This window comes from Neolewinella sp. (genome assembly GCF_965214665.1).
In the GTDB taxonomy this organism is placed as follows: Bacteria; Bacteroidota; Bacteroidia; order Chitinophagales; family Saprospiraceae; genus Neolewinella.
The window spans coordinates 307,501-327,950 of sequence record NZ_OZ243970.1 but is presented as its reverse complement, the minus strand read 5'-3'; the positions used below and the strand labels follow the sequence as shown (position 1 = coordinate 327,950).

General features: G+C 60.2%; 13 protein-coding genes and 2 rRNA genes (1 of these 15 running past the window's edge). 6 read left to right on the top strand and 9 right to left on the bottom strand.

The annotated features are described in order from the left end of the window. Positions 1 to 68 precede the first annotated feature (68 nt). The gene (locus ACOOHD_RS01730) at positions 69 to 3,164 is read right to left on the bottom strand and encodes a WD40/YVTN/BNR-like repeat-containing protein (RefSeq protein WP_420459838.1); all 3,096 of its coding nucleotides are present in this window, start codon (positions 3,162 to 3,164) and stop codon (positions 69 to 71) included. Positions 3,165 to 3,225: 61 nt separating this feature from the next. After that, complete coding sequence (locus tag ACOOHD_RS01725) at positions 3,226 to 4,188, bottom strand: plasmid pRiA4b ORF-3 family protein (RefSeq protein WP_420459837.1); 963 nt, start codon at positions 4,186 to 4,188, stop codon at positions 3,226 to 3,228. A gap of 35 nt (positions 4,189 to 4,223) precedes the next feature. Here ACOOHD_RS01725 and fdhD point away from each other — a divergent pair, with 35 nt between their 5' ends. Continuing rightward, on the top strand, positions 4,224 to 5,042 hold the full coding sequence (gene fdhD / locus ACOOHD_RS01720; RefSeq protein ID WP_420459836.1) for a formate dehydrogenase accessory sulfurtransferase FdhD: 819 nt from the start codon (positions 4,224 to 4,226) through the stop codon (positions 5,040 to 5,042). Positions 5,043 to 5,188: 146 nt separating this feature from the next. After that, positions 5,189 to 7,474, top strand: a complete 2,286-nt coding sequence (locus tag ACOOHD_RS01715) for an FdhF/YdeP family oxidoreductase (protein ID WP_420459835.1) — start codon at positions 5,189 to 5,191, stop codon at positions 7,472 to 7,474. Positions 7,475 to 7,476: 2 nt separating this feature from the next. Here the strand turns inward: ACOOHD_RS01715 and ACOOHD_RS01710 are convergent, their stop codons facing one another. Beyond that, positions 7,477 to 8,796, bottom strand: coding sequence for a DEAD/DEAH box helicase (locus ACOOHD_RS01710; protein WP_420459834.1), 1,320 nt, complete (start codon positions 8,794 to 8,796; stop codon positions 7,477 to 7,479). A gap of 12 nt (positions 8,797 to 8,808) precedes the next feature. Next, on the bottom strand, positions 8,809 to 9,705 hold the full coding sequence (locus ACOOHD_RS01705; protein ID WP_420459833.1) for a helix-turn-helix domain-containing protein: 897 nt from the start codon (positions 9,703 to 9,705) through the stop codon (positions 8,809 to 8,811). 270 nt (positions 9,706 to 9,975) lie between these two features. On the opposite strand from ACOOHD_RS01705, the gene ACOOHD_RS01700 reads away from it, so the two are divergent. From ACOOHD_RS01700 to ACOOHD_RS01690, 3 genes are all read left to right on the top strand, one after another. Further along, a complete protein-coding gene (locus tag ACOOHD_RS01700) occupies positions 9,976 to 10,572 on the top strand; it encodes a hypothetical protein (RefSeq protein ID WP_420459832.1) in 597 nt (198 codons plus the stop codon). 89 nt (positions 10,573 to 10,661) lie between these two features. Beyond that, positions 10,662 to 11,771, top strand: coding sequence for a DUF4249 domain-containing protein (locus tag ACOOHD_RS01695; protein ID WP_420459831.1), 1,110 nt, complete (start codon positions 10,662 to 10,664; stop codon positions 11,769 to 11,771). Positions 11,772 to 11,780: 9 nt separating this feature from the next. Then, a complete protein-coding gene (locus ACOOHD_RS01690) occupies positions 11,781 to 14,192 on the top strand; it encodes a TonB-dependent receptor (RefSeq protein ID WP_420459830.1) in 2,412 nt (803 codons plus the stop codon). Here ACOOHD_RS01690 and ACOOHD_RS01685 read toward each other — a convergent pair. Continuing rightward, entirely contained in the window at positions 14,179 to 15,315 is a 1,137-nt protein-coding gene (locus tag ACOOHD_RS01685) for an aminotransferase class V-fold PLP-dependent enzyme (protein ID WP_420459829.1), read from the bottom strand. The genes ACOOHD_RS01690 and ACOOHD_RS01685 overlap by 14 nt on opposite strands. 91 nt (positions 15,316 to 15,406) lie before the next feature. On the opposite strand from ACOOHD_RS01685, the gene ACOOHD_RS01680 reads away from it, so the two are divergent. Beyond that, positions 15,407 to 16,681, top strand: coding sequence for a cation:proton antiporter (locus ACOOHD_RS01680; protein WP_420459828.1), 1,275 nt, complete (start codon positions 15,407 to 15,409; stop codon positions 16,679 to 16,681). On the opposite strand, the gene ACOOHD_RS01675 is transcribed toward ACOOHD_RS01680, so the two are convergent. The 4 genes from ACOOHD_RS01675 to ACOOHD_RS01660 all read right to left on the bottom strand — a co-directional run. Then, positions 16,678 to 17,454: an SDR family oxidoreductase gene (locus ACOOHD_RS01675; protein WP_420459827.1), complete on the bottom strand. Its 777-nt coding sequence runs from the start codon at positions 17,452 to 17,454 to the stop codon at positions 16,678 to 16,680. The two genes, ACOOHD_RS01680 and ACOOHD_RS01675, sit on opposite strands and share 4 nt — an antisense overlap. A gap of 25 nt (positions 17,455 to 17,479) precedes the next feature. Next, the gene (locus tag ACOOHD_RS01670) at positions 17,480 to 18,997 is read right to left on the bottom strand and encodes a S8 family peptidase (RefSeq protein WP_420459826.1); all 1,518 of its coding nucleotides are present in this window, start codon (positions 18,995 to 18,997) and stop codon (positions 17,480 to 17,482) included. Positions 18,998 to 19,188: 191 nt separating this feature from the next. Beyond that, positions 19,189 to 19,301: ribosomal RNA gene (gene rrf / locus ACOOHD_RS01665) — 5S ribosomal RNA — on the bottom strand. A 321-nt stretch (positions 19,302 to 19,622) separates the two neighbouring features. Continuing rightward, positions 19,623 to 20,450 (bottom strand): 23S ribosomal RNA (locus ACOOHD_RS01660) (it continues 2,073 nt past the right edge of the window).

The following is a 20,450-nucleotide window of genomic DNA, read 5'->3' as shown; positions in this document are numbered from 1 at the left end:
CGTAGTGGTGGCTTCAGTGGCACTACTCCAGGCTATACGGTGGAGTACTGCGGCTTAAGCCATGACTACTACTTGCGGGATACTTTCTTGGCCGTGGGGGCGGAAATCACCTCCACCTCCCGATCCAGGATCATGCGATTATACTCAGGCACCTGCTCGGCCACGATGCGGCGGTACTTGGCCAGCTCAGCGTCGATGGCGGCGGTGAGCTCGTCCTTGACGGCGTAGGCGGCCGCCGTGGGGCGGTAGGTGCCGATGCCAGTAAGGCTGTTCAGGTGGGCGAGCTTATTCGTCAGCCGGATGGGGTAGTTCAGGGGGTCCTGCCCACTGCGGTTCTTGGTCTGGTAGAGGGTTTCCTCAATGGCGGTGAGGCTGTCGATGAGCTGCTTGCCGTAGTCGGTGAGTTCCTCGTCGTCGATCCGCTCCTGGAAGTCCTTGATCTGATCGCGCACCTTGCGTAGATCGAGGATGACCTGATGGGCCTCGCTCGTCTTATCCTGTACCTCCTTCATGAATTCGAACTGGGCGGTGCGGTCTTCCTCACTGGCCTGCACCCGGGGGTCGGCCTTGATGGTGAAGGGCTGGGTTTGCTCCCGCTCGCCTACCTTGAAGGCTACGGTGTACTCACCCGGTAATGCCATGGGACCACTGGAGCCGGCCCACCACAGGATCATACCGGGCACCTTGACCCCGTCGGGGTACTGCAAGTCCCAGTTCACGGTTTGCCCCCCGGCCTTTAGCTCGAGCTTGTCCTCCTTCTCCTCGGCGGTGGAGGTCCAACTGCGGATAGTATCGCCATCCTGTAGGATGGCCAGTTGCATGGGCATAGTGTCCTTGGCCGTTTCCTCGCTCAGGTAAAGGTGGAAGTTTACGCCGCCGGGGTGGTTCTGGCCTTCGGTCCGACTGCTGCGGCTACTACCTCCCATACGCCAGGCGTCGGCGGGCTTAAAGAGGTGGAAATCGGCATTCTTCGCTACCGTGCCGAGCTGCTGTAGCGGGGTTAGATCATCCATGATCCAGAAGCTACGTCCCTGCGTGGCGACGATGAGATCATCATCCTTGACGGTCAGGTCGGTCACCGGCACGATGGGCATATTTTGCTGAAACTTGCGCCAGGAGTTGCCGTCGTTCATACTGATGTATAGGCCGCTTTCCGTACCGGCAAACAGCACTTCCGGGTTACCGGGATACTGCCGTACCACGCGGGTAAAGTGCTCACGGTCGATCCCGGCGTCGATACGCCGCCAGGTCTTGCCGTAGTCGCTGCTATGGTACAGATAGGGCGTGTAGTCACCTAGCTTGTAGGCCGTGCCGGCGGCGTATACGCCACCCGTGCCCCGCTGGTCTACGTCCAGACTATTCCACATGATGTACGTCGGGGCGTCGGCGGGGGTGACATCCGTCCAGGTTTCTCCATTGTCGCGGGTGACGTGGATGAGCCCGTCATCGCTACCGGTCCAGAGTACCCCGGGCTCCTTGTTGCTTTCGGTGGCGGCAAAGATCGTAGCGTAGTACTCGACACCGGTGTTGTCCTGTGTGATGGGTCCACCGCTGCTCTGTAGTTTATCGGTCTCGTTACGCGTCAGGTCGGGGCTGATGATCTCCCAGGTCTCCCCCTCGTCGGTGGACCGGTGCACGTGCTGACTGGTGGTGTAGAGCACCTCCGGGTCGTTGGGGCTAAAGAAGATGGGGAAGTTCCACTGAAAACGGTACTTCATGCCCTCGGCGCCGTAGCCCATGGGATTATCGGGCCAGACGTTGATGGCGCGGACCTGATTGGTGCTATGGTCATAGCGGGTAAGGAAGCCGCCGTAGCTGCCGCCGTAGACGATATCGGGATTGTTGGGATCGGGGGCAATGTGGGCCGACTCACCCCCGGCGGTTTCTTCCCAGTCGGACTCGCCGATGGTACCGCCGTCGGTGCGGTGGCGAATGCGGACCGTGGAGTTGTCCTGCTGCGCACCGTAGATCCGGTAGGGGAAGCTGTTGTCGGTCACCACCCGGTAGAACTGGGCGGTCGGCTGGTTGTGGTAGGTACTCCAGTTCTCCCCCTGGTCGAAGGTCACCTGTGCCCCGCCGTCGTCGGCGATGATCATACGCGCGTTGTCCTCCGGGGCAATCCAGAGATCGTGGTGATCCCCGTGGGGGGCGTTGCTGGCCTCGAAGGTGCGACCGCCGTCAGTGCTGTGGTGGTACTGTACGTTCATCACATAGACCCCGTCGATGTCCTGGGGGTCGGCGTAGATGCGGGTGTAGTACCAGGCGCGCTGGCGCAGGGCGCGGTCGTCGCTACGGGCCGACCAGGTCTCACCAGCATCGTCACTGACGTAGACCCCGCCGGCTTTTTCGTTTTCGATGATGGCGTAGACCCGGTTAGCATCTACCGGACTTACGGCAACGCCGTTGATGCCCCAGATGCCCTTAGGGAGGCCCTTGTTGCTGGTGATCTCCGTCCAGTTGTCGCCGCCGTCGGTGCTTTTCCAGAGCCCGCTACCCTCTCCGCCGCTCTCCAGGCTGTAGGGGGTACGTCGGATACGCCAGGTGCTGGCGAATAGGACGCGGGGATTAGACGGGTCCATGCTCAGGTCCACTGCACCTGCGGCCGCGCCCGCAAACAGGACGCGCTCCCAGGTAGTGCCCCCATCCGTGCTGCGGTAGACGCCCCGCTCCTCGGTGTCTTTGTACAGATCGCCCATGACGGCTGCGTAGACTAGATTTGGGTCACGGGGATGGACGCGGACGCGCGCGATGTGCCGGCCATTTTCCAGACCGATCTGCTGCCACGTCTTACCGCCGTCGATCGACTTCCACATGCCGGAGCCGTAACTGACGTTGCCGCGTACGGTCTCTTCGCCGCCGCCTACGTAGATGACGTTGTTGTCGCTCTCGGAGACGGTGACCGACCCGATGCTGCCACCGAAGTAGCCGTCGGAGATATTGGTCCAGGTCTGCCCGCCGTCCTTGGTCTGCCAGACGCCGCCGCCGGCTCCGCCGAAGTAGTAGAGGTTGGGCTTATTGGCTACACCAGTCACAGTTGCCGAGCGGCCGCCGCGGTAGGGACCGATGCTACGGAACTGCAGGGAGGAGTAAAGTGCGGTGTCGATTTCCTGGGCCGTCAGGGCCAGGCCGCTCAGGAGCAGAAGGAAAGTGGTCAGAAAGCGCATACGGGTAGTCGTTGATCGGGGATGAAGATAAGCACTTCCCCGGCCGGACTACAAACCCAATCTACACGACAGCCTGAAAGCCGACCTGTCCGTGGCGGCTTAGCCTCAGATTGGCCTGCTCGATATTGAAGGCGTCGGGATTAAAATCCTGGGTGAGCCAGCCAGCCATTTCGCGGTACTCGTCGTTGGTGGGGTCCTTCATTTTTTTGATCATCTCCTCGTACTCACGCAGGCTACCTACGTCCTCGGGTGGGCAGGCACGCTGGCCGGCGGTACAGACGGGATAGTGCCGTCTGCCTTCTGCGTGACCCATTTCCTCCAGGGTAAGGTGATGGTACCAGGTGGCGCCCCGGTCGAATTCGTAGCCGCAGTCGTCACCTACTTCCGGAAGCAGGTCGCGCAGCCGGGGCTCTCCGCTGGTGGGCAGCTCCCGCTCCTGGGGCGGCAGGAACTGAAACTGATCCGTACCCCGCCAGCCCATGGCGGCCTGGATGATATAGCTGAGCTCGGTCTGGGGCACGTCGGCGGGAATAAGCACGCGACGCCATATCTCGGGGTTGCTTCCGTCCAGACTGATGCGCACGGTAAATATCTGCCCCTGGTGATCCTCTGATTCAACTACGTCGACCAGATGATCGTCCTTAATGACCGGTGCCGGCGTATCGGGCTGTTGCTCCGGGGGATCGCTCATCGCGATGGGGGCCTCGTCCTGCTCCTTAGGCTGCTCCTCAGGTTTGACGGGTGCAAGCAGGGCGGAAAAAGCGGCGGCGTAGTAGTCCTCTAGGTTTCCATCGGGCTCGTCCAGGCCATGTTCCTCCCGGTCCACAATCACGTCCCAAAGGGTCAGCAGAAGATCATCCATGGCCGGCCGGTCGGAGGTGGGCGGCTCGTCCTCACGCTGAGCGAAATGCGTTCGGTAGGCGGCGTAGGCTGCCCGCTCATCGGCGTCGCTCAGTTCGGGATACTGGCTGCGGCAGTGCGCCGCGGCCGTCGCCAGGGCGCGTTGTAACTTGTCGGTTGGCATAGGCTCTAACTTGGGGCAAAGATACTCACACACAAATGCAGCATTCGTCCCGGGGTAGTAAACCGCTGCGAACACTTAGGTTCACAGCCACGACGAAGCGGCAGGTCGCCGATACCGTAGCGGAGGAAGAACCGCTGGAAATACAGCTCATCCATCAGGGACGCACCCATCCGGTAGCCATCACGATGCGTACGCCGGGCCGCGATCTCGATCTGGCGATTGGCTTTCTGTTTACCGAGGGGCTACTTCCCCCGGGCCATCGGGTAGGCGGCGGCGGAGCGCAGGTGCAAACGAATAAGGTGAGCCTGCCGTGGCCCGAGCATCTCCCCCTCTCTCTCCGCCGTATCGAACGCCATTCGTACACCTCGAGCAGCTGCGGAGTGTGCGGCAAGACCTCGCTAGAGATGGTCTACAGTACCGTGCCCTTTGCCCAGGTACCGGCCACGTGGTCCGTACCGGCTGAGGTACTTCCTACACTACCCGACCGGCTGCGGGCTGCGCAGGAACTGTTTGCAACAACGGGGGGTATCCACGCGGCGGGCCTATTCGATCGCTCCGGCGTCTTACTACAGCACGCCGAGGATGTGGGGCGGCACAATGCGGTGGATAAGCTGATCGGTCATTATTACACCATGAACTTTCTGCCATTACACGAATATATCCTAGTGCTCAGTGGCCGGGCCAGTTTTGAGTTGCTTCAGAAAGCGGCAATGGCGGGTATCCCCTTCGTAGCTAGTGTAGGCGCTCCGTCAAGCCTTGCGGTGGAGCTGGCCGAGGATCAGGGCATCACCCTCTGTGGCTTCGTGCGAGCGGGGGGATTTAATTGCTATACCCATCCTGAGCGTATTACTTAGTATTACACCACGCTCCAAGGTCGAGTGGCCTCCGGCCCGAGCACACATAATGTGAAGCACGGCTCTGCTCGGGCCGGAGGCCGCTCGACCTTTGGGGTAAGCTTCCGTAAACCGTACCTTGTACACCCTACCTCCCGCCCTGCCCCATGCCCAACGAACTCACCCCCGCCCGCCTCACCGACCTGGAGCTTAAGGCACCCAGCCGCCGCGCCGCCGGCCTGCCCGCCCTGCGCTACTCGCTCCAGCACGTGACCGAATACATGCACGTGGGCGAAGGGCTCGAGACCCTGAGCAAGCTCAACCAGAAGGGGGGCTTCGACTGCCCGGGCTGTGCCTGGCCCGACCCCGATGGCCACCGCACCCCCCTGGCGGAGTACTGCGAAAACGGGGTTAAGGCCATCGCCGAGGAGGCTACAAAGCGCCGCATCGGAACGGAGTTTTTTGCCGAACACAGCGTGGACGAGCTGGGGCAGTGGACGGACTACGCGCTAGGTAAGAGCGGACGCCTCGCCACCCCTATACACCTGCGCCCCGCCGCCCGGCATTACACCCCGATTACCTGGGAAGAAGCCTTCGCGCTGATGGGACGTAAGCTGCAACAAATGGACGCCAACGAGGCGGTATTCTATACCTCCGGACGGACCAGCAACGAGGCCGCTTTTCTGTATCAATTATTCGCGCGGCAATACGGGACGAATAACCTGCCCGACTGCTCTAATATGTGCCACGAGAGCACCAGCAAGGCCCTGACCGAAGTGCTCGGTCTGGGCAAGGGGAGCGTGACTTTGGAGGATATTCACCAGGCGGACCTGATCATCTGTATGGGCCAAAATCCAGGGACGAACCACCCCCGTATGTTGTCGGCCCTGGAAAAGATGAAGGAGAACGGGGGAAAGATGATCAGCGTCAATCCGCTGCCCGAGGTGGGGCTAATGGATTTCGTGAATCCCCAGCGGCCACTTAAACTGGTGAGCGGGGGAACGGAACTAAGCGACCTGTTTTTGCAGATCAAAATTAACGAGGATCAGTCGCTGCTACGCGCCTGGCTCACGATTTTATTCAATAAGGAGCAGGGTGCACCAGGCCGGTATTTCGATCAGGAATTTATTACCGAATACACCTCCGGCTACCCCGCCCTGGCCGCTCAACTTGCCGCTACCGATCTGGAGGAATGCATCGCGAATACCGGTATAGCCGCCGGGGCGGTGTACGAGGCCGCCGGGATGATCCACGCCTCCGAGCGTATCATCATTTGCTACGCGATGGGGCTGACGCAGCACGAGAACAGCGTCGACACGATTAAAGAACTGGTCAATCTACTGCTGGCAAAGGGCAGCATCGGTAAGGTCGGAGCGGGCATCTGTCCGGTGCGCGGCCACAGCAACGTGCAGGGCGACCGGACGGTAGGCATATGGGATAAACTCAAGCCCGAGCTGGCCGCCGCGCTACGCGAGCACTACGCCTTCGAACCGCCCACCGAAGAGGGGTACGACGTGGTCAGGGCGATGCACGCCATGGCGGAAGGCCGGGTGAAATTCTTCATGGGGATGGGGGGTAACTTCGTGAGCGCCACCCCGGATACCGAGCTGACCGCCCGGGGCCTACGCAACTGTGACCTCACCGTACACGTGTCCACCAAGCTCAATCGCTCGCACCTCGTGCACGGGCGCGAGGCGCTGATCCTGCCGTGTTTCGGGCGCACCGAGCGGGATCTACAGGCAACGGGCGAGCAATTCGTAAGTTGCGAGAACAGTATGGGCGTGGTGCAGCTCAGCAAGGGCGTCCTGGAGGTGGACGATATGGACCTGAAGAGCGAGTGCGCGATTGTCTGCGAACTGGCCCAGGCTACGCTAGCACCGGCGGCGACTACCGTACCCTGGGCAGCCTACTGCCAGGACTACGACCTAATTCGGGAAGCCATCGCTACCTGCATCCCCGGCTTCGAAGACTACACTGAGCGGGTGCGGCAGCCGGGAGGCTTCTACCTACCGAACGGGCCGCGGGAGCGCCGCTTTGACACCTCGAACGGACGGGCACAGTTTTCGACTACCGAGCTGAATCCGCACACCCTCGAACCGGGTGAGTTTCTGATGACCACGGTGCGCAGTCACGATCAGTACAATACCACAGTATACGGCATGCACGACCGCTACCGGGGGGTGCATAATGAACGGCGGGTGGTCTTTATCCATCCCCAGGATCTCACTGAATTAGGCGGGGTCGCGGGTGCAGTAGTTGATCTGGTGAGCGAGTATGACGGGCAGAAGCGGTGGGCCCGTACCTTTCAATTAGTGCCCTACTCCATTCCGCGGGGCTGCATCGCTACCTACTTCCCGGAGGCGAACGTGCTGGTGCCTAGCGGGGTGACGGCGCGGGGGAGTAACTGTCCGATTAGTAAGTCGGTGCGGGTGCGGATTCATTTAGCCCCATAATATCACTTCCGCTTCTTCCGCCCCCGCTGCTTCTTCCGGCTCCGGTACGCCTGCAGCTCCTGCCGCGTCATGGGCCGCTTTTTATTGCTCTCCTTTTTCTCGTGGAAGGCCCCCTTTTCGCTGACCTCGATCTTGGTCTCCACAATGGGCTGGTCGGGCTGCGGCAGTTCTTCCGGAATGAGCTCGGTGGAAACCTCGACTTCAGGGGGTAGTGGGAGGACCGGTACCCTACGGTCCATCAGTGCTTCGATGGTGGCCAGGTGGGTTTCTTCATTGGGCGTGGTGAAGGTGATGGCGATGCCCTCCCGGTCGGCGCGGCCGGTGCGACCGATGCGGTGCATATAGTTTTCGGGCAGCTCGGGGGTATCGAAGTTGATGACGTGGCTCACCTCGCTCAGATCTAGCCCGCGGCTGACCAGATCGGTAGCCAGCAGCACGCGGTGCTCGCCGGCCTGAAACCGTTCCAGGCTACGGAAGCGGTAATTCTGGCTCTTGTTGCCGTGGATCACGCCGAGCTGATCGGGAAAGTCGGCCTCGAGCTGCTCCAGCAGGAGATCGGCGTACCGCTTGCCGGGGGCGAAGACCAGGACGCGGTGGTAAGTCTCGGCATTGCCGAGCAGGTGGCGCAGCAGATTGACCTTCGTATTGAAGTTGGGCACGCGGTAGCTGCGCTGCTCGATGTTTTCCAGCGGGGTGCCGGTGGGGGCAGCCTCGATCGTTTCCGGAAAGTTGAAGGTATCGGCGATAATGGCCTCCACCTCCGGAGTCATGGTGGCCGAGAATAATAGGTTCTGCCGCCGCTCGGGCAGTAGGTCGAAAATCTTGGTGAGCTGGGGGAGGAACCCAAGCTCGAGCAGCTCGTCCACCTCGTCGATCACCAGCTGTTTGAGCGCCCGGAATTTAAGACTACCGGTGACGATAAGGTCGTACAACCGGCCCGGAGTACCTACCACCACGTCACAGCCCTGCTCTACGGCCGCCGCATTGACCTTGAGGTTGACTCCACCGTATACCCCCACGGCCACGACGCTCATGTAGGCGGTGAGCTTCTCTACCTCCTCCACAACCTGAACGACGAGCTCGCGGGTCGGTACGATGATGAGTACCTGCGGGTAGGGGTCCTTACGAAATTTCCAGAGGCGCAGGAGCGGCAGCAGGTAGGCCAGCGTCTTCCCCGTACCGGTCTGGGCAATCCCCACCACGTCGCGGCCCGACATGATGACCGAGAAGGCCCGCTCCTGGATGGGGGTGGGCTGCTCAAGTCCGAGGTTACCCAGGGCATTGAGCAATGGCGTTGAAAGATTGAGGTCGGCAAAGGTCATGCGGTGGAGGGCTTACTCGGGCACCCGTCCGGACACCGTCAACTTGAAGGCACTGCGATATTCTGAGGCCGTCTTACCGCTATGCTTTTTGAAGGCGCGGTTGAACTGACTCACGGAATTAAACCCGCTATCGAAGGCCACATTCTGGATCGTCGTGTGGTCGTCGGCGAGCAGTTTGCAGGCGTACACGATGCGAAAGTCATTCAGATAGGTAATGAAGGTCCTGCCCGTCGTTTTTTTGAAGTAGCGGCAGAAGGCCGGCACCGTCATGGCGGCCACCCCGGCAATCTCATCGAGGGAGATGTCGCGGTCGAAGTTCTGCCCGATGAATTCCTGTACCTGATTGAAGCGTTCGTAGCCGTGGGTTTCTACCTGGAGGTGAAAGCCTTCGGCATTGAGGTCTTCGCATTCCGTACTATCAGATAGCTCGTTGAGAATATCCACTAGCAGTAGGAGTCGGCCCAGGGGGGGCAGATCGATCAGTCGTTCCAGGCGGTTACCCTGTACGGTTCTTGTGGTACCATCGAAGCTCAGTCCATTGCGGGCCCGGTACATCAGCTCGCGCACCCGCCGCATCTCGGGGAGCTCCAGAAACTCGGGATTCGGAAAGCTGGGGGCAAACTGCACCACGGTTTCCTTTTCATTCTGCGTTAGCCGGTCGGTGAAGCCCAGGTGGGGCAGGTTGGAGCCCAGTAGGATCAGCGCGCCGTCCTGGTAGTGACTGATGTGGCTACCCACGTGCCGCCGACCGTGGCCCCCGCGCACATATACGAGTTCCAGCTCCGGGTGGTAGTGCCACTTGGGGAGTTTATTAACCCGCAGCTGGGGCTGGGGGTAATGCTTAACGAGAAAGGACGTGCCGGGGGCCGGCGTCACCTGCTCACGTATGGGTTGCGTGATCGGGTCCATAAAGGGCGCTTCTGGTGGGAAAACGTTCGACGTGGGAGTATAGTTATTCCTCCGAGTACGCATCAATTAGCCGCGGGTGGGCGGATCTTCCGGATTAACGGTAGGAACATCAAAATATGCGTGACGCTCACCAAAATATGCGCGGGGGGCAGCGAAGATTCGCCTGATCTTTGCAGTGCAAGGAGTTGATCATGGGCGCGAAAGTCCCGATAGCTATCGGGACAGCGCCAGTCGAAAGTGCAACGATTGATCACCCCTAATACTTAAACCATGAAAACTGTTCTCTCTAGTCTGTTATTCCTTCTTGCCGTCACCACGGCATCTGCTTCCATTAACCCCATTGACCTGGTCGTACAGACCGACCCCACTTCTCACACCTTAACGCTGCGTACGACGCTGGCCGTCGACCAGGCCACCAAGGTACAGCTTAAGGATGCCAACGGTTTGGTGCTTCATACCACCAAACTGAATCCCGGCGAATACCTCAACGGTCGGTTCGTGCTCAGCAAACTGCCCTCCGGTACGTACTACGTAGAGGTGACCGACGTGCAGGGTAAGACCGTCCAGCCCTTCACCATCAACGCTGGGGGCATCACGGCCGATCCCGCCCTAGCTACCCGTAGCTTTTACCCCCAGGTGGACCTGCACGACAAGCTACTGACCATCAACTACCTCAACACCTCGGGCAGTAGCACCCGGATCCGGCTAGCCGACTCCGCCGGCAGGGCCGTCATCACCGATCGGCTACCCGAGAGCACTACCGTGCAGCGAGCCTACAGCCTGGAAAATCTACCCGCCGGAGAGTACTTCGTCACCGTTTCTTCCCCGGATGTACCCAGCCACACCCCGAGCCTCCGGCTCGACTAAGAATTTTTTGCATGATCGACTTTAAGTTTCGCCCCTTCGCCACCTAGGCGGAGGGGCTTTTCGTTGCCGCTGGCGTACCTTTCGGCAGCATGCCTTGGTATACCGCTCCCCTTACTGTCTGTAGCCTCCTGGCGCTTCTCCTCCTTAGCTGCACCGACCCCGCCGTACCGGAGTACGACTACACGAACGATTTTCTTCTCGTAGATGGCCGCATCGTCAGCGCGCCCGGCCGAAGCGAGGTGAAGGTGAGCCGCAGCGGCATACAGTTCGGCAACTTTCGGCTCAGTCCCATCGAGGGCGCCCGGGTAGTGAGTGTCGACGAGCAGGCGGGTACCGAAGTTGCCTGGGTGGCACAGCAAGAAGCGGGCGTGTACCGTCCGCCGGCGGACTTTCTGCCCCTCACCGGCCGCAGCTACTTTCTTCGTATCAGCACTGACGAGGGCGAGGTTGTCGAATCTACCCCCGAAGTCATCCTACCGGCCGTACCCCTGATCGACCTCCGCTACCGCTTCGAGCAAGAGGCTTACTACGACATCGAGCTCGAGCGCTTCGTGCCCGCCTTCACCCTGCTGGTCGATCTCGACGATCCGCCCGGGGAGGATAACTTCTACCAATTCACCTACCGAACGTGGGAGCGTACGGTGATCTGCAAGACCTGCTTCGGCGGCGTATACCGGAGCGGAAGCTGCGTGCAACGGACGGATGTAGACTATTACGACTACGCCTGCGACCGGGTATGCTGGAGTATCGGCCGGAGTACGGCCATCTCCATCCTTTCCGACGTCCTGACTGACGGTGGAGGCCCCCTGCGCGGAGTACCGGCCGGTCAGCTCGTTTTCACCGGTTCGGGTGGTATCCTCGCCGAAGTCGAGGTGTCCGCGATCTCACCGGCCGCTCTGGAATACCTGCGCCAATTGCGGCAGCTCACGGAAGGCGGCGGCGGACTCAACGCTCCCCTACCCGCCCCCCTCTATGGCAACCTACGCGACCGGAGCCCCATACAGACCAATGTGCTGGGTTACGTAGCCGCCGCCGCCGTCAGTTCGCAGCGGCTGTACTGGGGGCGGGATACGGTACCCGGCACCCCCCTGCGTGCGCCGCGCGTACCGCGGTACGAACCCCTCGTCCCCTCGCCACCCAGTGCCCCCTGTAGCGGGCCAAATTTCACCTCCGAGCAACCGGAGGGTTGGCCCAACTAGCTTCTACTCATGCCGCTTCGCCTGCTGCCCCTCTGTTTTCTATTCGCATTCAGTGCACTCGCGGCACAGCAGTACCAAGTAGTGGTGCGTGTCACGGATGCGGAAACGGAGCGGGCCGTGCCCTACGTCAATGTGCAGCTGCTAAATAGTCCCCAGGGCGGAATGACCGACGAGAGCGGCCAGTACACCTTCACCATCCCCGCCGGTCGGGCTACGGTGCTGGCCTCCTCGGTGGGGTACGATCCGGTGCGGCTACAGCTTACCATTACGGCTGATCGGCAAATCGACGTACTGCTCAACCCAGTCGCCGAAACGCTAGAAACGGTGACCGTGAGTAGCGACGATGCCAGCGCCCGCCTCGAAACGCCGCTAATGGGGGTAGAGCGACTGAGCATTAAGGAAATTGAATTCCTCCCCGTGGCCCTGGGGGAGGTGGATGTCTTCCGGGGGCTGCAGCTCGTGAGTGGGGTCAATTCCGCCGGCGAGGCCAGCAACGGACTCAGCATACGCGGCGGCACCATCGATCAGAACCTGGTGCTGCAGGACGGTGCCCCGGTATTTACCCCCACCCACCTCTTCGGGCTATTTTCGGTCTTTACGCCAGATGCCGTGGGTAGCGTCGATCTCTACCGGGCTAACATCCCGGCCCGTTTCGGGGGGCGCGTGGCCTCGGTAGTCGACGTACGTACCCGCAACCCCACCAGCGATAAATTTAAACTGCAGGGGGGCATCGGCTTGGTTTCGAGTCGACTGAGCATGGAAACGCCCGTGACCCGGGATAAGCGCCTCCGGGTCCTGGCCTCAGGGCGGATAGGACTCAACGACTTCGTCTTCACTTTCTTCGAGCGGCTGAAAAACACCCGGAGTAAATTCGGTGATGGCACCCTCAAGGTGCGTTACACCACCAATGAACGTAACATCTTCACCTTCTCCGGCTTCTACAGCCGCGACTTCTACCAGATCGATCTGATCAACGGCTTTGCGGGGATCGAGGCCAGTACCAATCAGTACGACTACAGCACACTCAATGGTACGCTGGACTGGCTACGACTGCTCAACGAGACGACGAGCGTACAGCTGCGATTAGTCCGTAGCGACCACCGGCCCTCCGTCATTTTTCCGGAGCTCGACCGCGACAATACGATCCGCTACGATTCCCGCATCCGCTACCTCAGCGGACAACTTGGAATAGACCACCGTACGGCCTCCAACCACCAGCTGTCCGGAGGGGTGCAGGTACTCCGCTACGAACTGGAGCCCGGACGACTCGACCCCGGCAGCTCCCCCCAGGCCGTAGCCGTCGACTTGGAAGACGAGCAGGCCCTGGAGTTAAGCGGCTACCTGGAAGACGAGTGGAAAGCTACCCCCGCATTTACTATTTCCGCCGGGCTCCGGTATACACGCTATGCACAGTTGGGTCCAGGTACGGTGCGCACCTACGCCGAGGGCACGGAGCGTACGCCAAGCTCCATCACTGATAGCGAAGCTACCGACGCCGGCACCCTGGCCACCTACGGCGGTTTCGAGCCGCGACTGGGCCTAAGCCTCCAGGTGGCCGATCGCACCAGCATCAAGGCAGCCTATGCGCTCAATCGCCAGTACCTCCAGAACGTGTTCAACTCCACTACCCCCCTGCCGAGTAGCCGCTGGAAGGTGGCGGACAACAACGTGCTGCCCCAACTCAGCCAGCTCTACAGCGCCGGGGTGTACCAGCTGCTCGGCAACAACGGACTAGAGCTGAGCCTGGAGGGGTACTACCGTGCCATTGACCGCCTGCTCGAGTACAAGCCAGGCGCTGAGTTCTTCCTTAATCCCACCGTAGAGACCGACCTGATTCAGGGTGAGGGCAAGGCCTACGGGGCGGAGCTAAGCGTCAAAAAAACCCAGGGCAGCCTCACCGGACAGGTCAACTACACCTACGCCCGTGCTTTCAACCGGGTGATCGGTCCCTCGGCGCGCAGCTCCATTAACCAGGGCGAGTACTACCCGGGCTACTTCGATCAGCCGCACACGGTCAATACCAGCTTCACCCTCGACGACGGCCGCACCCACCGCCTGAGCTTCAACCTGGTGGTACAGAGCAACCGCCCGTACAGCATTCCCAACGGCTACATCCAGACCGACAACCTTTCGGCCCCCATCTTTCTGGAGCGCAACAACGCCCGGCTGCCCCTGTACCATCGCCTCGATTTCAGTTGGACCATTCATAACGCCAAGATGAAAAAGAAACGCTGGGTCGGCGACTGGACGGTCACCTTCTACAACCTCTACGGCCGCAAGAACGCCTACAACATCTACTACCAACCCCGCTCCACCGGCCGGGATGCGGAGGTGTTCGGTAATAGCCCACTGGCCAGCTACCAGCTCACCATCTTCGGAGCGCCCATTGTCAGTCTGAGCTACAGTTTTAAATTTGAGTGAGCGCCTCCACAAGTTGTTGGAGCTCCTCCGCGCGGTTGTATACATTGGGTGATACCCGCACGGAGTCCCCCCGGTAGCTCACCGATATGTTTCGGTCCACCAGGGCCTGGTTGACCCGCTCCAGCGGCAGGTGAGCGGGCAGCCGCAGCCCCACCAGATGGTGCGCGCGCTCCTCGTTAAATTCAATGCCCAGGGCGCGTAGCTCCCCGACGACCGGTTCCCAGAGCGTGGCGGTGTAGGCCTGCACGCCCTCCGGCGTCCATTCATTGAGCTGATCGAGGGCAGCCTGCTGCATGGGTATACCGATGAAGTTACTATGCTGCCCCACGGAGTAGCGCGCGGCCAGGGGCCGGTAGTCGTGCCGGTAGTCCGCCAGCCGGTAGAATTCGTGGCTGTCGGCCCGGTTGATCCAGTTCTCCTCCAGTGGGATGCCGTCATCCATTCGGGGACCGTACCAGGCGTAGCCGGTCCCGTAGGGGCCCAGCAGCCACTTGTAGCCCCCCGCTATTAGCGCGTCCGGCCTGATCCGTTCTACATCGAAGGGCAGCGCCCCGATGGACTGCGTCCCGTCGATGACGAGCCAGGCACCCACCTCATCGGTTCTGCGGCGGAGGGCGAGCAGGTCGAAGATGGTACCGTCGGCCCAATGCACCTGCGCAATAGCCACCGCGGCGGTGCGGGGGGTGATGGCCTCCAGTACGCGGTCCGTCCAGGATTCGCCGGAGCCCTCGGTGGGTCGGGGCACCGTCCTCAGCGTTGCACCTGCGGCCGCGCATAGCCGGTGCCAGGCGTAGTAGTTGCTGGGAAATTGGTCCTGTACCACGAGGAATTCCTGGCCGCGGGTAAGGGCTAAGTTTTTGGCTACCGTAGCAATGCCGTAGCTGGCGGCGGGGATGAGCGCTACGCGGTCGGGTTCCCTACCGTGGATAAGCTGGGCGAAGGAGGCCTTGAGTTGCTGTACGGGTTCGAAGAAGGCCTCGATGGGCATGCCGCTATTTTCCTCCCTCCACTGCAGGGCCTGGCGGGCGGCATCGGCACCGGCGTGCAGTTGGGGGGAGCGGCTAGCCCCGTTGAGGTAGACCTCATCATCACGAAGGGGAAAAAGGTGGCGCTGGCAGTGCATGGGGCGGGGCCGCGGGTGCGGTATTAGTAGTGAAGCGTAACCGAACCCCGGCTTTTGGGTTCGGGTTGGTAGACAAACCCCAACTTACTACTTGAGTACCCACATCCTTCTCCTGCTGCTGGCCGGCACCGCCCTACTGGGCACCTTTATCATTCCGGGCCTAATCCGGGACAAGCTCGTGAGCCTGCCGATCATCTACGTCGCCTTCGGCTTCGCCATCTTTAACCTACCGCTGGACCTGCCACTGATGAACCCCGAGGATGCCCGGCTGGACCGGCAGCTGATGGAGTACATCACGGAGTTCATCGTCATCGTCAGTCTGGCTGCTACGGGCCTGAAGCTCGACCGCGACCCCTCGCTGAAAAACTGGAGCTCGGGCCTCTTTATGCTCGGTATAGCGATGCCACTGACGATTGCGGCAGTGGCTTTTCTGGGCTGGTGGTGGGTGGGGCTAGCCCCGGCCAGCGCCGTCCTGCTCGGAGCGGTGCTGGCACCTACCGACCCCGTCCTGGCCGCTAACGTACAGGTAGGCCCCCCGAATGAGGACGTGCCGGAGGACGATGTACGCTTCGGTCTAACGCTAGAGGCGGGGCTCAATGACGGACTGGCTTTCCCCTTTGTGTACCTGGCTATCGCACTGGTGGATGCGACCAATGTGAGAGCGACCCTACTGGAGTGGGCCTGGTGGGATTTTGGGTACCGTATCGGGATGGGGACACTTATGGGCTACCTGATCGGTCGGGGTTTGGCCTGGATATTTTATAGGTTTAAACAGAAAATGTCGGAGGTGCGCGATACGGAGATCGAAGCGGGCTTCTTCATTCTGGCCGCTACCCTGCTCACCTACGCACTGACAGAGTTGGTAGAGGGGTATGGCTTTCTGGCGGTGTTCGTCGCCGCAGTAGTCAGCCGCCGCTCCGCCGATAAGGACCTGGACATAGAGGAAACGAAGGCCGATCAATTGGAGAGCTATGAGGCGGCCGAGCAGGTGGAGCAAGCCGTACTGGGTATATTCTTGATTGCGTTCGGCGGCATCATTGCTACCGGGGGGCTCTACGATCTAACGCTGAACGGTGCCCTGGTAGGCATCGCGCTGATCATAGTGATCCGGCCGGCAGCTGGGTTGCTTAGCTTCCTACCCTCCAGTCTACCGTGGGTGGAAAAGCTGGCCATCAGCTACTTCGGCATCCGGGGGGTGGGCTCGTTGTACTACCTAGCCTACGCTCACAACAGCGAGGCGTTTCCCTCCATCGACGGGGTATGGTCGATCGTTAACTTTACTATGCTGGTATCTATCTTCCTACACGGCCTGAGCGTAAACCCCTTCATGCGCTGGGTGGACCGGCGCATGGGCCGGGCGGACTAGCCGGTGAGGAAGCGCGTCATGCCGCCGTCGACGTTGATCGTTTGTCCGGTAATGAACTGCGCGGCCGGAGAGAGTAGGAAGGCAGCCATCGCGGCGAAGTGCTCCGGCTGACCGAGTTTGCCGAGGGGTACCTCCGCTAAGAAACTTTGCTCGACCGCTTCGATGGGTAGCTGCTGAAGTTCGGCAGCTTTTTGGAGGACGGTCGTAATGCGCTCCGTGGCGTGGTAACCCGGTGCCAGGATGTTAGCACGGATGCCGTTACTGCCCTCTTCCCGCGTTAGCGTCTTGACGAAGCCGGCTACGGCGGCGCGAAACGAGTTGCTCAGTACGAGGTTATCGATGGGCTGCTTGATCGATACACTTTCGATGTACAGCAGGCTTCCTCCACCCCGCTGGCGAAAGGTAGGCAGTAGAGCCTTCGTGAGCTGAATCTTCCAACGTAGGGTGCTGGCGTAGGCAGTATCCCACTGCTCCATATTGAGCTCCCCGATGGTCCCCGTGGGTGGACCTCCAGAGTTAAATACACAGCCGTCTACGTCTAAGTCGATTAACTTCTCTCCTAGTTTGCGGATGGCGGTACCGTCACTTAGATCGGCGGGATGGGCAATGAAATAATCCCCATGAGTCTCGGCCAGCGTGGCTAGTTTGTCCCTACTACGCGCGATACCGACGATCGTAGCTCCTTCGCGGATCAGGCACTCAGCGATGGCCCGACCCAGGCCTCCACTGGCACCACCTACCGCATAGACCTTCCCGGTGAGTTGTAAGTCCACGCGCGCGTAGTAGTAGTATAGGAGGTTAACGCAGGACGGCGGCCAGCGCAGCGGCGGGCTGTACGATGCGGCCGGTGATGCGGGTTTCGGAGGATTCGCGGCCGGTACGATTAATGATGCGGTAGGCCTGCTTGTAATCCAGGGAGGGGTCCAGCGACTTCATCACGCCAAGCAGCCCGGCGACAAACGGACATGCCATACTGGTGCCGCTGTAGCTCTTGTAGCCGTTGCCGGGTACGGTACTATAGATTCCTACTCCGGGGGCGGCAATAGCCATGGCAATCTTATCGGTACGGTTGCTGAAGGGGGCACGAAGCAGCAGCTGATCGACAGCGGCTACCGTGATCATGCCCTTAGCGTTAGCGGGGGCGTAGTCTATGGCGTCGCGATTGCTATTGCCGGCAGCCGCTACTACGATTGCTCCATTGCGGTGGGCATACTCGACGGCAGCACTGTAGGCGCGCTGACTACTGGGGTTACTCCTTCCGCCGAGGCTGAGGGAGATCACGTCGGCACCCTCATCGGTAGCCTCGATGATGCCGGCGATAATGGTTTTTTGCGTCCCCATACCACCGGCGTTGAGCACCTTCACGGAGCTTACCTCTACGAAGGGGCTCTCGTCATTGGTACCGGCCAGGCTGCCGATGCCGAGTCCGTTGTTGGTGACGCCGGCTGCAACTCCGGCGCAGTGGGTACCGTGGCCGTGGGGGTCGTCGTCGTACTGTGACTCGATAGAGAAATAATTGTCGTCGAGATCCTCATGCTGTCCATCTACGCCGGTATCAAGGATGACCACCTTTGCTTTTTTCTTGGGGGTTTGTTCCTGCAGGAGGCGGTAGTAGTCATCCATATCCAGTACCTCCATCGCCCACTGCTCACTGGTAAGGGGGTCATTGATACTCAAGGAGGAACGCTTACCGGAGGCGGTCACCAGTTCCTCCGCTTCGATAAAGGGTTCCAGGCTAATGGTCTCGTTGGGCTCGGTGTAGACTACGGTGCCAAGCCGGTCGAGTTCTCTCTGTAGATTGATATCTCCGGTGGGGTTGCTGACTACGTAATAATTGTCCAGGTGGGTCTCCGAAGCAGCGTCGGGGAAAAAAGCCCGCTCGGCGGTTAGCTGCTGGTTAATGACAAAGTTGAGGAGCTCATCTTCCGATGCCCCCTCGGCTAGTTCCACCAGGTAGCTATCATCGATAGCAGATAGCTGGGTTGTGATTTGCTGGGATGCCGGGTTATCCTCCGTATTGATCAATTCATCGAGGTAGTGTACCGCGGCGAACATACCGAAGATGAGGACTACGGCCATCCACACGGAAATCTGCTTCTTGACGGCCATGGCCTGCACGAAACCGACCATGCCGAGCATAATGAAGTCCTTCAGGATCTTCGGGAACGCGCTACCGCCGGCTACGGAGACGGCGCTGAAGTCCGTCCAGGCGATCAGAGCGACTCCGGCATAAGTAAGCACCATCCAGAGGGAGGCATCGCGCAGGTTCCGACGCCAGAACCAGAGGGTGAGGGCAAGGGCGGTGAGGAGGAGCATGGGACGTAGTTTGGATTAAAAGTACGGCATTCGGAGGAGCTGATGAGTCGCTTCTCGACGAATGTCAAACTTTTAACGTCAACCGTATTACTGGGGTTGTAGACTTGGGTGGTAGAGTCGGCGGCAGCCGCCGCCCCTGCCCCAAACGACGGAAGCCCCCCCGCTAGCGTAGCGGGGAGGCTTCCCATAAAAATTGGCGGCGACCTACTCTCCCGGGATCCAGTCCAAGTACCATCGGCGCTGGGCAGCTTAACTTCTCTGTTCGGAATGGTAAGAGGTGATCCTGCCCGCTGTAGCCACCAAAGTCTTCGTGACCACTCCTTCCAGCTCTCCCCCACCTTACGGTACAGAAGAGAGGGCTAGCTCAGAGTCGGCCCGTTCCTTTGATGAACGATCAACAAGTTCGATAAGAGAGCTTCAGGCCTTTTCACGACCCTAGTAGTTCGGCCGTTCGTGCCTGCGATCTACTACTCAACCGTAGACCGATTACTCAAATTACATCTGCTACCTACTCTACGTAGGCAGACTTTTCCACAAGCGTGCTGCCACATACCTTACTTACTACTCATAAGTCCTCGGCGACTGACCTAACGTCACACCGATTCGCTTACGCGTCTAAGAAAAATAAAGGAAGCGGTCGGGCGATTAGTACTGCTCGGCTCCATGCGTTACCGCACTTCCACCTACAGCCTATCCACGCAGTCATCTGCTGCGACCCTTCGGGGATCACTCCCCGGGAATACTCATCTTGGAGTGGGCTTCGCGCTTAGATGCTTTCAGCGCTTATCCCTGCCGTACATAGCTACCCGGCACTGCAGCTGGCGCCACAACCGGTACACTAGCGGTACGTCCATTCCGGTCCTCTCGTACTGGAAACAGCGCTCCGCAATATTCCTACGCCCGCAATAGATAGAGACCGAACTGTCTTGCGACGTTCTGAACCCAGCTCGCGTGCCACTTTAATGGGCGAACAGCCCAACCCTTGGGACCTTCTTCAGCCCCAGGATGTGACGAGCCGACATCGAGGTGCCAAACCTCCCCGTCGATGTGAGCTCTTGGGGGAGATCAGCCTGTTATCCCCGGAGTACCTTTTATCCTTTGAGCGATGGCCCTTCCATGCGGAACCACCGGATCACTTAAGCCTGCTTTCGCACCTGTTCGACTTGTCAGTCTCGCAGTCAAGCACCCTTATACTTATACGCTCTTCGCCTGATTACCAACCAGGCTGAGGGTACCTTTGCGAGCCTCCGTTACGCTTTAGGAGGCGACCACCCCAGTCAAACTACCCACCACACACGGTCCTCTCGTTTCGCGAGAGTTAGCGTCAAAGTATACGAAGGGTGGTATTTCAAGGACGACTCCACAGACACTGGCGTGCCCGCTTCACAGTCTCCCACCTATCCTACACATCGTATACCCTAACGCAATGTGAAGCTGTAGTAAAGGTTCACGG